At 35.7% G+C, this 12923-nt stretch carries 11 protein-coding genes and 4 pseudogenes; all 15 read right to left on the bottom strand.

The features are described 5' to 3' along the window. Positions 1 to 33: 33 nt before the first annotated feature. Complete coding sequence (locus BW721_RS11450) at positions 34 to 1869, bottom strand: hypothetical protein (RefSeq protein WP_076768580.1); 1836 nt, start codon at positions 1867 to 1869, stop codon at positions 34 to 36. Continuing rightward, positions 1844 to 4096 (bottom strand): glycosyltransferase family 2 protein, encoded by a 2253-nt coding sequence (locus tag BW721_RS11445; protein WP_076768579.1) that lies wholly within the window; start codon positions 4094 to 4096, stop codon positions 1844 to 1846. The genes BW721_RS11450 and BW721_RS11445 overlap by 26 nt, the downstream gene beginning before the upstream one ends. 4 nt (positions 4097 to 4100) lie before the next feature. Continuing rightward, on the bottom strand, positions 4101 to 4481 hold the full coding sequence (locus BW721_RS11440) for a GtrA family protein (RefSeq protein ID WP_076768578.1): 381 nt from the start codon (positions 4479 to 4481) through the stop codon (positions 4101 to 4103). Between the two features lie 29 nt (positions 4482 to 4510). After that, positions 4511 to 5632: a GGDEF domain-containing protein gene (locus BW721_RS11435; RefSeq protein WP_083686888.1), complete on the bottom strand. Its 1122-nt coding sequence runs from the start codon at positions 5630 to 5632 to the stop codon at positions 4511 to 4513. Between the two features lie 200 nt (positions 5633 to 5832). Then, positions 5833 to 6912: a GGDEF domain-containing protein gene (locus tag BW721_RS11430; RefSeq protein WP_076768577.1), complete on the bottom strand. Its 1080-nt coding sequence runs from the start codon at positions 6910 to 6912 to the stop codon at positions 5833 to 5835. Between the two features lie 157 nt (positions 6913 to 7069). Next, the gene (locus BW721_RS11425; RefSeq protein WP_083686887.1) at positions 7070 to 7792 is read right to left on the bottom strand and encodes an EAL domain-containing protein; all 723 of its coding nucleotides are present in this window, start codon (positions 7790 to 7792) and stop codon (positions 7070 to 7072) included. A 203-nt stretch (positions 7793 to 7995) separates the two neighbouring features. Then, entirely contained in the window at positions 7996 to 8097 is a 102-nt protein-coding gene (locus BW721_RS12365) for a hypothetical protein (RefSeq protein ID WP_156892253.1), read from the bottom strand. Between the two features lie 256 nt (positions 8098 to 8353). Continuing rightward, positions 8354 to 8485 (bottom strand): annotated as a pseudogene (locus tag BW721_RS12270) (substrate-binding domain-containing protein); the annotation flags it as partial. 203 nt (positions 8486 to 8688) lie between these two features. Further along, positions 8689 to 9627 (bottom strand): TIGR01212 family radical SAM protein, encoded by a 939-nt coding sequence (locus BW721_RS11415; RefSeq protein WP_076768575.1) that lies wholly within the window; start codon positions 9625 to 9627, stop codon positions 8689 to 8691. 103 nt (positions 9628 to 9730) lie between these two features. Next, positions 9731 to 10098, bottom strand: a pseudogene (locus tag BW721_RS12140) (sugar O-acetyltransferase); the annotation flags it as partial. 18 nt (positions 10099 to 10116) lie between these two features. Next, entirely contained in the window at positions 10117 to 10392 is a 276-nt protein-coding gene (locus BW721_RS11405; RefSeq protein WP_076768573.1) for a hypothetical protein, read from the bottom strand. Between the two features lie 109 nt (positions 10393 to 10501). Beyond that, a pseudogene (locus BW721_RS12360) lies at positions 10502 to 10612 on the bottom strand (IS3 family transposase); the annotation flags it as partial. 11 nt (positions 10613 to 10623) lie between these two features. Beyond that, a pseudogene (locus BW721_RS11395) lies at positions 10624 to 10830 on the bottom strand (transposase); the annotation flags it as partial. 442 nt (positions 10831 to 11272) lie between these two features. Next, entirely contained in the window at positions 11273 to 12118 is an 846-nt protein-coding gene (locus tag BW721_RS11390; RefSeq protein ID WP_076768571.1) for an endo alpha-1,4 polygalactosaminidase, read from the bottom strand. A gap of 158 nt (positions 12119 to 12276) precedes the next feature. Next, the gene (locus BW721_RS11385; RefSeq protein ID WP_232222924.1) at positions 12277 to 12894 is read right to left on the bottom strand and encodes a TetR/AcrR family transcriptional regulator; all 618 of its coding nucleotides are present in this window, start codon (positions 12892 to 12894) and stop codon (positions 12277 to 12279) included. Between the last annotated feature and the right edge of the window lie 29 nt (positions 12895 to 12923).

Raw genomic sequence — 12923 nt, 5'->3', positions numbered from 1 at the left:
AAAACCGCTAGCTCCATTCGCTAGCGGCATATTCTATTCATTAGTCTGAATCACATCAGTTGTCCGATAAATACCCGGTTCAAAGGTTTGATTAAATAATTTTTCTGTCATGGCATTAAAGGTGAAATGGTCGTCTAAAATAACGATATAATCATACTCCTTCAGTACATCAAGGAATGGTTGATCATCCATCACAAAGTCTTCTCGTCCGACCACATTGGGCGTATAGAGGTAGTATTGGCCAATAAACTCAACGTCATAACTATCACCATCTGCCTTTCGATCAGAAACAACCAAGTAACGGTCATTATTTAATACCATCTGATTGCCAACAACTTGATCAAATTGAGCAGGAAGGGAATCCAAATACTGATTTTTATTATAGATCATGCCATTGTTCTCAGATAAGACCAATAAACTAGAGAATAGTAACAACACAACTGTCGCGTACTGATACCATTTCTTTGTTTTCATGCTCTTAAAACTACGATAGTTCCGCGCTAAAACATTTTGTTCATAAAATGAATAATCCATTTCGCGAGCAAGTGCCATCATGGCGATACCTAAAGCTAGAATAACAATACTCGATGCATAACGCTCAAACCCGGCTAGATAAAGCGCCTCTTCAGTTGGCATGGAAAAGAGAAACATCAAGTAAATCCCAATATAATAGGCGATAACAATACTATCGACAAGAAGTCCTACCTTTAACAATTGATTCTTACGTTTCAGAACGAAACGGATGATTAGATAACCGCCAAACAACAACATATTCGCTAAAATAATGCCTTGAGTTGAGATGGTTCTCACATCAGCAATCGTCGATAAAAACAAATCGGTAATGGCTTGGATTACCCCGCCATCCTTCTCGGCAAAGATTTGTTGATAGGATGTTAAACGTACATCGTGTTTAGACTGTGTAAAGTTCGAGGTCACATGACGGCTCCAAAGCAGATAAGGTAAAAATGATAACAAGACACTTACTAAGCCTGTGACCATTAAGTGAATCTTATGTCTGCTAAACGACCTCATTTTAATAACCGTATACACATAATATAATAGTAAAACAACGACAAAGAATAGTGCACTATTTTTAACTAAACTCAGTGAACCAGCCACTAAAATGGTATAGAGCGACAATAGTCCCAATTTCTTCTGTAAATAAAAGATACCAGCCAAACCCGCCAATGTTAAAAGAGGTAGTAAGAAATCAACCAACAAGTTGTTGACCCGAATGGCAATATTAAAGTAATTGAAGGATGCAACCACAGCAAACATCATGGCAACCACCAATTGACGTGATGAATCGCGGACCACAACAAACAGTGCGTAAATACAAGAAAAAATAAACACAAATTGCCCCATCAGCATAACGGGCGCACTGAAACCAGCAATAACTGTCGCAAAGTAAATAAACAAGCTACTGCCCATTGGGTAAGAGCTGAAACTGATTAAAACATCACTCGCCTCAGGAAGGCGCCCTTCGGTGAAGAGAAACTTCACGATAACTGCCCAGTGGGAATAATTGTCATAGTGCTCTAAACCACTGTTCAATAAAGTCCATGAAAAAAGAAGAAAGTATACACCCAGCCAAATCGTCATCAATCGTGGTAGCTGAAAGCTATTTTTTTCGACTAGATAGGATTGATAGAGCTGATAAAGACCAATTAGACCGCCTACAATAGCCAATCCAACAGCTGTTGGGAATAGCAGTTTGACATAGGCACTTACATAGAGTGTGAGGCTGATGGCAGAACAAGCTGCTATCCAACTGATTTTTTCATCAAGTCCTACCCATTTTATAAACAGCCTCGAGAAGCCATAAACTGAAAATAAAAACAAACTAAGACGCAAAATGATTAGCAACATACAAACTCTCACCTCTTTCGGACATCCATTTGTTTATAAGGTTTTCAAAATGAGGCGACATCATTACCTCTTGTAGATTGATTACCTTAAACATATATTCACCAGATTGATTTTGGTCATCATAGGCTAATTGGAAATCAATCTCATCGATCATTACCGTCCAATTCTTCCGTTTAGATAAATCCTCCATTGCGCTCATGGTCATTGTTTCAAAATTAAAACGATGGAGTACAACATCAAACTCATCTAGTGAAATAATATGGTTGGTCCATAATACAGGTGTCTTACTAACGAAGTCCGTGTGTTTGCCGGCTTGCTTGTAACGTCTATGAATAGTTTCAATCAAATGATCGAATGGGGTCATCCATGGGTCTCTGACCTGAGGCAAGCTTCGATTGAACCCATCATAAATAATCTGCAAATATTGTAAATAGTCCTTTTCAGATATCTCATCTAATGCTACGCCATACACCCATTGGTCACGTTCTGAAATAACTCGCATGATTTTCCCCTCTAAATGAGCATGATAATTCTCCTTGGTCACGTCAAATGATAAATCAGCATCTGCTGGGAAATAAATCGGGTATTCAGAAACAAATGACAAGCCCGATTCAGAAATATTGATTGTTTTTAAATCATAATCCGCCCCCTTATAACTCACTTTAACATCATAACTTGCTTGAAACCGTTCTGCTTTACGATAAAGTGGTCGCCCTAAGAAAAAGAGAACAGAAAATAACAAATTAATAAAGTGGGTTAACAACCAAAACGTAATCACACTACCATAAAAGATCTCAGAACCAAACTTGCCGTAATTAAATTTAACTAAGCCGATAATTGTTAACACAAGCATAATCGCGTGTGGAATCACATAGAGCAAATCTTTTCGGGTTTGGGTAGCGGCTTTGTTAGTTACTTTGAATTTGGTTTCTTTAATACCAATCGTTTGTAAAAAGACTGGTAGCACTAAGTAAGGCGCAAAAATGGTTTCTTGCACTTCTCCCCACCGCTGTGTTCGAATGTCTGTTGACATATCTTGCATGGACAAATAAACGAAATAATAGCTTGGCAACCAGAATAGTAATAACGTCCAAAAGTTCGTGTCCACTACCATAATGTCAAAAACCGTAAATAAAATCGGCGCAAAAATAAAGATTAAGCGACAAATAAATGACCACCAATAAAGGAAACTATTTAAAAAGACCATTTTTTGTTGCAAGGTTAAATTTTTGTTGGTTAGAAGATGGATATTTTTTATACTCTGAACAACACCCCTTCCCCAGCGAATCCGTTGTTTTAGTACACTGGGAACGTCAGTTGGGGTTAGCCCACTCGCCATTGGTTCAATCGTCGAGATATTTTTATACCCCTTCGCATTGATCAATGCGCCTAGTTGGAAATCTTCTGTAATGGTATCCGTTGGAAAACCGCCTACATCTTCGATCGCTTGACGAGAAATGACCGTGTTCGATCCCGTGTAAATAGCTGCATCGTGCGCATTATTTAAAATATTAACTTCACGTGAAAAGAAATCCTGTTCATTGGTCAATGTCTTTTCAGAAAAGAGATTGAGTTGGAATAAGTCGGCATTGTAAAAACTTTGTGGTGTTTGCACTAGCCCAAGCGGTTTTACCTTTTCACCAGCTTCACGCTCTTTTTTGTTACCGATAAAATAAGGAACCGTTTCTAGCAAGAAATCGGAATAAGGAATCATATCCGCATCAAAGGTCGCAACTAAGGGTGAAGAAGTATGCGCTAAGGCATTATTGATGTTACCTGATTTAGCATGTTTGTTACCCTCTAGCCCAATATAACCAATCTGAAATTTGTCTGCTAATGCCTTTACTTCTGGTCGATTCTTATCATCCGATAAATAAATATGAACTTTAGAGGGGTCAGGATATTTCATATGACAAGCAGCATTGACTGTTTTTAATAATAACGGAACATCCTCATTATGGGTTACAATTAGGACATCAATGTCAGGGTAGTCACCATCTTCTACAAGAGGTTTTTCAATGCTTTTCACTTTATTTTTACTCCAAATTAAAATAACTGCGGTAACGTTCGAAACGATCTCACTTACCCACAAGGCAATTCCGAAACAAATTGCAAATAACGATTCCGACCATGGTAGTGTGTACATTCCACGCCAGACAAGATAAATAACAGATAAAACAAAAGCGAGCAAATAAACGAATTTTTTATACGTTTTTGAATTTGGCACATACTCACCTCTTAAAAATAATAGTCTTTTGAATATAATAACTGGCAAAGAATAGACCCACATCAACGATAGCCTTGATTATTGCGGTATCTACTTCTTTAAACAAAAGATGTAGCAAATAAACAAATAATGCCGATGCTGATATTTGAACGACAACTAAACTAAAATAGTGAAGCATGCTGTTTTTAGCAGCTGACGAAAAGACAAACCGACGATTGACATAGTAGTTGAACAATGCTGATAAAAAACGCGATAGCAGCGATGCTATAAAGATAGTGGATAAACTAGTATGGGGTAAACTATACATAAAAAAAGCATAGAGACTAATATCGATTATAAATGATGCGCCTGAAGAAAATAAATACTTAAAAAAAGTTCTCAGCACGACCGCACACTCCTTATTTGATTGACACTTTAACGCTCGCAGTAAATTCTTACTTGGTTTCGGCCATTATTTTTTGCTTGATAAAGGGCTAAATCGGCTAGATGCAGAGCATCTAATAAACTACCCTCCCCTTCCTGACAGTTCTCAATACCCGCAGAAAACGAAATACCACTAACTTGCTTGTTAGAGATATTGAAGGCATGATGATGGATTTGCACCCGTAAGGATTCTAATGTTTCATAAATAAAGGCTATAGAAATATCCTCAAAAATGATACAAAATTCTTCGCCACCATAGCGATACAACTTATAATGGTTTGAGCCAACGGTTTGACCCAGATATGCCTCCATCAATTGAGTGAATTCACGTAATAAATCATTACCAGCCAAATGACCATGCTCATCATTGAAGGCTTTAAAGTGATCAATATCGATCATAGCAATTGACCGATTCATCGGTATTTGGTTATAAATAACTAAATCCTTGTTGAATGTATAAAAATTATATGCACCCGTTAGTGAATCTCGCCTGCTGCTCAGTAACTCATCAATCACTTCTTTCTCTTCTTTCTCGATGAGTTGATGAAGCCAAGTAAATCCACACATTAAAACAAAAGACCCTAATAAAACAAGCACTAACTGATACCATTCATATTCAACTTTATGGTAAACCATCATAGCTGATTTTGGGGATGCCACCATAGTTATGACATAAATCAGATAGAATTTTGTTTTATCGGCAATAACGTTTATCTTGTCTAAAACGATCATCACTATCAGCAAGAACACACTAAATAAAATCAGATAAACCATGTGCTCTCGATTTGGAAGATCGACTAAAAATAAATAAAACCAGACCATTACAGGTGTCGCAATTGTCAAGATTTCCCCAATTTTCCTATTAAAATAATAATAAAAGAACAGCGCAAACGCATAGTGATAGGTAATAAAACCAACTAAGTTCATCGAAAACGAGAGAACAAAGTAAAGGTAAGTAAAAATTAAAATCGTAATCAAGAAAAACTGAACTTCTTTCCGTTTAACCGCCTTCTTGATACTTTTCAAAAATAGATCAGCTGTTATCAACAAACTGGCGATCATCATCGGAAGAAAGAAACTAATAAAAATTAATTGTTCGACTATCTGGTTCACGTCGTTAAACAACCCCTAACTAATAGTAATAAAGACGCATCTTGTCAGCTCATTTTACCCAAAATAAATTGGGAAGTATAGCAAACTTTCGTTTATTTCGTAAGAAAAGCGGACAAGTCCGCCTTGGCCTATGAAAAATGGGAGCTAGACATTGATGGCTGAACTTATAATCTCCTAGTCTATATAAAAACTCCCATGTATCACGGGATACTTGGGAGTGACTGGCATTCTGTCGCTTCTGCAATTGAAATTTTGTTTCGTCCATTATTTTTAGAATGGTAGAGTGCTGAATCTGCACGATAGAAAGTTGTTTTTAAATGCTCATTTTCTTCTTGTATTGCTATTCCTGCTGAAATGGTTATTCGAACATGCTGATCATTTTCCAATTTGATTGTCATATCTTCAATTTGCTTTTGAATAGAGCAAGCCAATTCAACCGTCTCTTCTTGATTCGTTCCAGACATGATAATGGCAAATTCTTCACCACCTACACGATACAATTTTCTTGAAGATTCTATGAACACCTGAAATCTTTCCGCTACTTCTTTTAGGACCATATCACCAACATGATGACCAAACTGATCATTAACTGTTTTAAAAAAATCAATATCTAAAATAATCAAAGAGAAGAGGTCATTTTGTTTTGAGAGATGCTCTAAATCATCTTCAAAGCTTTTTTTATTATAAAGATTAGTCAGATAATCTTTATGGACCAAGACAACCAAATTTCTAAATTCACTCATCAGCCCATACAAAATAAAGGTCAATAAATAAGTGTAGCCAACCAATGAGATAGCTAGGTAAGTCGCATTTTTAAAGTCATCAAAAATCAAAAATATCATTATTAAACTCGTCATCAGACCGTATGAAATTAACACAAACAGATGTCTGAATTCATCTACCGTTTTAGAAAGCCAACTATCCACGAATGGAAGGGTCATCATTAGTAGAAGAGAAAAACCGGACGCCACAATAGCTGCATCATTGTAAGGAAACAAAAATCGACTTATTGTCACTAAGAACATCACCGGCGTTGTAATTTGCCAACCTAAATACTTGATTGTAACTGCGTAAAATACAAAACGAAAATCAATCGGTATTCCTTCTGATACGGTCGCGAAGTTTAATAATAAGAGACCCGTTAGCGTTTGAATAAAAATATAAAATAGTTTTTTTTGAAGAGTTAATGACTTTGTATTAGTAAAGTCATGACTTGATTTAAGTAAGAAATAACAATTTAAGACCAGGATTCCTAGATTTGCAGCTGTTTGAAGAAGCATCTTTTCCCCACCTATCTGATTAACTCAAAACCACCAAAAATTGCTTATTGTTCTATAATATTAAAGTTACATAAACAAAGCAAAAAAATCAACCATTTCTTTTTATTTTCAAACAAAAATAACAGGCCTCAAAATAAGAGACCTGTTCATGACTTTATTAAAGATGATCGCCTTTAGACCAATAAAACCCTTGCTGTAAGCGAATGTTGTTTTCAAGTAATGTATTTTTAATGAATGAACTATCTACACCTTCTACAATAAAAGTAAACTTTTGTTTTTGAGCGACTTGAAACCAAACTTCCAAGAAATTCAAAATCATTTTTAACTCTAGTTTTTTAAACGGCAGTAATGAAAATTTACAACATGAAATAAAATCACTGTTTTCTAAAACGAGATCTAAAGTATTTTGACCGCTACCAATGTCGTCAATAGCGATATCATAACCCATATCTGCAATCCTTTTGATAGAATAATTGAGGTTATAATCGTTAGAATGATGTCCATGTTTAAAAATGGGAACATGTTCAGTTAATTCAACTTTTAGTTGCTTGTTAAATGGCTGCATATTTTTTAGAAATTGCCAAGTTGATGCGTGGACTAACTGTTGCGGATGAATATTAAAATCAAAATGAACATCAGGATAGCGCGGCAAATAATGTTTCAATTCCTGTTCATACCAATTCATCAACAGTTGATTGCTACTTTCTTCATCTATAAACTCAGAAAACAAGTCGTTAGGAAAGCGTCCTGTTTCTTGTGAACGTAATAATACTTCATAGGCATAGAGGTCACTTTCCGTTTCAGAAAGAACTTCCATAATCGGTTGAAATATAAGATAAAAAGACTGAATTATCATTTCAACTTCACTTCTTTCTCTCACTTAACATTCCTCATCTTTCTTTAATTCAAATAATTCTCAGATTATTTGGGATCCATTAATGACATAACTGTCATCGGCTCAATGCTATTATCGGTTTTTTTATTGCAAATGTTAATAAGATTGCTAACATTAGTCAACATATTGTCAAAAGCCCATATGTCTATAAAATATTAGTGGATTATGTCGGTCAATACTACCACAGCTTACGGATCCAATTGTATCTCCTCATCTAACAGTTCCTCATTAAGACGATCTCTTAGTGCTGACTTCAATTGAACAGACTGCTTTTCATCAGAAAAGTTCATCACAACCTTGTAGCGCTAGCCGTTTTTAATGCGGCTTTAAACAGAAACAGCCTCATTAGAAGTGATCACTTGATTTCGAGTTAAAGCCAAGTCATCACTGATGGTTGCACAAAAAGTCCGCTAGAAAATCACAACAAGCTTTCCATATTGCTCGAAAGTTTGTTGTGATTGTATTTATAACGATTTAATTGATTTTCTTATTTAGAGTGTGGTAGATCAAATGATACAATTTGCCATCTGACGTTCTGATAACATCCATGCGAATACTTGTGAGAGACGGTGTCATGTAACGGGCCATTTCAGTATCATCGAAACTGACAACTGAGATATCTTCTGGAATATCTAGTTTGGCTTCATTAACAGCTTTATAACCCCACACTGCTAAAGGTTTCATCAAGGTTCAAAACACGAGAAACGCTTGCTGGTAAAACGCCGACGATTCTCAAAGAGTGGTGTGGAAATGTAGTCAGCCTTGATTTATGCGGTAGAGTTTTAAGGAAAAATCTTCAATCAAATTAGCTAAAAAGACGTTCAGAGTCTTTTTTGTCTCTGAACATCATTTTAGAGTCTGAATATCTTTCTAGCCTTGTTTCATTTCAGCCTTACATCCTTGCACCCTTGAAAACTGCCTCTTCTTTCCATTTCAGCATCTATCGCATTCAGCACTTCCCACTTTTTCAGACTCCATTCTGGACCGATTAACGTGTCTCTTGGTGCGTCCCCTGTCAGACGATGAATAACAATCTCTTTCGGAATCATCTCTAATTGATCACATATCAGCTGAACATAGGTATCCATGTCCAAGAATTCCAATCTTCCTTGAGCGTAGTCTCGAACCATTTTTGTGTTCTTCATCAAATGCAATAAATGAAGCTTTACGCCTTGAATATCCGAATCTTCAATCATTCGTTCCACATTTTCCAGCATCATTTCGTAAGTTTCACCCGGTAAGCCATTAATTAAATGAGTGCAGACACGAATGTTATGGGCACGTAATTTTCTCACAGCCTCCAGATAGGTCTCATAGTCATGAGCGCGATTGATTTTCTCACTTGTTTCTTCATGAACGGTCTGCAGCCCGAGTTCTACCCACATATACATTCTTTCGTTCAATTCGCTCAGATAAGCAATAGTCTCGTCTGGCAAACAGTCCGGACGGGTAGCAATCATGATACCGACTACTCCTTCTTCGTTGACCACTTGTTCATAGCGATGCCTCAAAACTTCAACTTCAGCATGAGTATTTGTGAAGTTTTGAAAATAAGCAATATATTTAGTAGTATTCGGCCATTTTTCATGCATCATGTCGATTCCTTTTCTAAGCTGAACGGGTAAAGGATCCAATCTACTTTGTGCAAAATCTCCTGATCCAGAAACACTGCAGAACGTACAACCGCCATGTGCTACTGTTCCATCTCGATTAGGACAATCAAAGCCCCCATCTAAAGCTACCTTAAATACTTTTTCACCAAATGTTTCTTTTAAATGTTCGTTCCAAGTATGATACCGTTTCTGTTGTTGCGTTTTCATTCTGTCACCTCGTGAAAAGTTTAACACGTTTATCCAAGAATGAAAATAAAGTTTTTAGAGATTTATATCATGATTCATAGGATGATTCCCTTCTTCTAATTTTTCATAATACGCTTGCATTTCTTTTTCCTATTTTTTTATCGGTCCTTCCTATTTTCTTAATGATTTTAGCTGAATTGCCACCAAAAATTGAATTAGCGGGAACATCTTTTGTAACAACTGCTCCTGCCGCAACAATTGAGTTTTTTACGATTGTTATTCTTGGCAAAATAGCAGCGTTCCCCCAATCCAAACTTGATTTCCTACTAGGATGGAAAGTCCAAATTAAAAATCTTTTGCTCGTAGATCAGGATTGGTTGGATGACCGGCTGTAAAAAAGCTGACTCTCGGACCAATTAAAACGTTACCACCAAAAATTATTTTATTCCGATCCATAAAAATACAATCGAAATTCGCATAAAAATTCTCGCCAAACTAAATATGGTTACCCTAGTTGACATATAAAGCCGGAAAAATTTTAATTTTTTTCTCTTTTGTATAGAAAAAGTAGCCATAGCCTGCAACTAATAGTAGATTAAGGACGATAAATGAGATAGCTGTAAACATTCCAACGAAATTTGATTTATACCCCATATGACTTGTTATTGCTGTTCCGTAAAAGATATCCTTTATTCCCTGACTATTTGTATAAATATCAAAAGCTATTCCAGCTAATAATACTAATGCGAAAAAAATAAATAAAAATATAGCAAGCAATTTTTTCATAAGCTTCTGCCTTTCACTGATTTTTGTATTTACTTTATATCTAGGTCATTGAACATTACCTTGAAAAAAGATAAAGGAATTGGATTGTCAACACTATTTCAAACAAATATTATAAGGTCTGTAATCGATTTTCCACAGGGATTTTATAACCAAGTGTTCCGTGGATTCTAATGTTATTAAACCAATTTACATAATCATTTAATTCAAGTTCCAGCTGATCAGCGCGGCTTGCTTTAAACTATCATTCTCCATCATTAGACGTTGATTTTCTTTGAAGGAGCCAGAAGCTTGGCTTTGTTTCACCCATTTATCAAATGCAGAGGCTGTAAGATCATATTCACGTATAATGTCTGCACGTGGTTTTCCACTTTCATAAAGTCGTACTACTTGGCTTTTAAATTCTGGCGTAAACGTTCTGCGTACTCTTTTTTCGGTCATGGTAGATTCTCTCCGTTTCAGGTTCTTTTGTTTCATTCTACTAGACCTTAATTTTACTGTCTAACTTAGTGTAGCCTATTCACTATAATTCTCTATGTCACCATATTTTTTTAAAATCCTCCATTATAATAATTCTGATCAGGACAAAACTAAAGACATCTTGGATTAATAATCCGTGACCTTTTTAGTTAGTGAAAATCATTGCTTCGCAAATTTCGGTTGTCATAGACGACTCTGGTAGCACCTTCAAACTATTCTGAAATTATGTCGCCTTCTATGAAACAAAAAACGTAGTCGCGAAACCATTGATACATAGATTTCAATAAAGTTTCTTTACAATACTTAGGTTACAGAAAACACCCTAAATAATGCTACACAGTGAATAAGTTACCGTGGAACAAAATTTAAGGTGCTATTTACATGTTGTAAAACCCTATCCCTATTAATTGCCATCCAGCTCAATCGAATCCGAAATATAGTATTCCCAATCTCGTTTATTAGCATATCTTTGTATTTCTTTTGAGAGTTGACTGTCAGTGATATATTCCAGCAGGAAAACATCTTTCTCCAGTTTATCCATGGCATCCAGATAGTCTAAATAATAGTTTTGATTCTCACTCGTTTGAGTTCCAAATGTTTGTTCACCAAAGTTAATGGATGAAAATACTGTTTCTTGATTTACACCAGTTAAAATATCATCCACTTGCTGATTTCTTTGAAGATACAACTGAACAAATTCATTTCCTCCATTAATAATTACTGGTTTTCCATGGCTCATCAGTTCTTTTAGCATGACTTCCACTCCCTCATAAATATCCTCATTGGGAGATTGTCCATAGATATCTACATTATCTATCCAAAAACCATCGATACCTTTTTCTAATAGTTGATTGGTCAGTGTAGAAGTTATAAATTTCTGCCATTCCTTATTTGTCACATCCAGCCAGTACTCATCATCCCAGTTAAGATAGGGTTTCATGGTCAAATGCTGATACTCTTCGTAATAGGAGCGAAAGGTTTCTAATGATCCAATATTCAGGTAAGTGAATACCTTTTGGCCACGTTCTTGCATAGAGGCAATTTCTGCTGCTGAAAGATACTGAGCGTCAACCACAACCGTTTCGTAACCCTCACCAGCCATTACTGCGTCGCTTCCTTGTAGACTTAAAATAACTCGATAACCAGAACTAATTTCATTTTTTCCCATATCCTGAATTACATTTTGCTCACATCCGCTTAGAAACAACAGAAAACAAAGAAATTTCATTGTTTTTCCAAATCGATTCATATTAGGGCTCTCCGCTTCTTATGGTTTTTATTATTATATAAGAAACTCTTTTTAAGTAAAAGAAATGTAGACTTTATGCAGTTAACGTAAATAATATTTTCGAGCTAACAGATGAAGATAATCGAAGGTTATTTATTGATTTGAAAAATGAAATTTCCTCATCCTTCGTCACTTGGAGAATCCACTAATAGGTGTCCCACAAGGTAATGCATGTATTCGTGAGCTTGTTCTAGACTTATTGGTTGTTGTTTTAAAAAGATTGCCTCTAAAATTAACATCACGGTATTACTAAAATGGTCTGCAACTAATTGGAGAGGCACATTTTTATTGTCAAAATCAAGGTATTCATAAAAAATTTCTTGCATGATTTGTTTTAAGTATGCACTAAAATTATTAATTAAAGGACTATTGATGGGATTATTCCTGAAAATACCGTTCAATAATTCGCTGTGATCCATAAATAAATCGTAAACACGATCGAAAAAGACTGTTAGTATCTTTTGAGAAGAATTAGAAGAAGTTTCTTCAATCTTGACTTCGTGGCTCAATAGATACCAACAATAGGTTAACAAGTCATACTTATCATCAAAATAGTTATAAAATGTAGCGCGAGGAAAATTACTGATTTCGCAAATTTCATTCACACTAATGGTCTCAAAGCTTTTTTTTGCTAAAAGTGCAAACATCGTTTTGGAAAAAGCTTCCAGCGTTCGTTGTGCACCACGCGTCGGCTTTTTAGATAAATCATACTTCATTTTTTCACGGCCCTTTTGCATTTTTTTATTTCTGTCTAAATTCAAACAGA

This window comes from Jeotgalibaca sp. PTS2502 (assembly GCF_001975685.1).
Classification (GTDB): Bacteria; Bacillota; Bacilli; order Lactobacillales; family Aerococcaceae; genus Jeotgalibaca; species Jeotgalibaca arthritidis.
Note: the sequence above shows the minus strand (reverse complement) of the source record. Positions and strands in the feature narration are given on the sequence as shown.

Bases quoted from the DNA above. Each gene is read 5' to 3' on its own strand.
- BW721_RS11450 (WP_076768580.1), bottom strand. From the start codon at position 1,869: ATGTTGCTAATCATTTTGCGTCTTAGTTTGTTTTTATTTTCAGTTTAT.
- BW721_RS11430 (WP_076768577.1), bottom strand. From the start codon at position 6,912: ATGCTTCTTCAAACAGCTGCAAATCTAGGAATCCTGGTCTTAAATTGT.
- BW721_RS12365 (WP_156892253.1), bottom strand. From the start codon at position 8,097: ATGAACTTTTCTGATGAAAAGCAGTCTGTTCAATTGAAGTCAGCACTA.
- BW721_RS11415 (WP_076768575.1), bottom strand. From the start codon at position 9,627: ATGAAAACGCAACAACAGAAACGGTATCATACTTGGAACGAACATTTA.
- BW721_RS11405 (WP_076768573.1), bottom strand. From the start codon at position 10,392: ATGAAAAAATTGCTTGCTATATTTTTATTTATTTTTTTCGCATTAGTA.
- BW721_RS11390 (WP_076768571.1), bottom strand. From the start codon at position 12,118: ATGAATCGATTTGGAAAAACAATGAAATTTCTTTGTTTTCTGTTGTTT.
- BW721_RS11385 (WP_232222924.1), bottom strand. From the start codon at position 12,894: ATGCAAAAGGGCCGTGAAAAAATGAAGTATGATTTATCTAAAAAGCCG.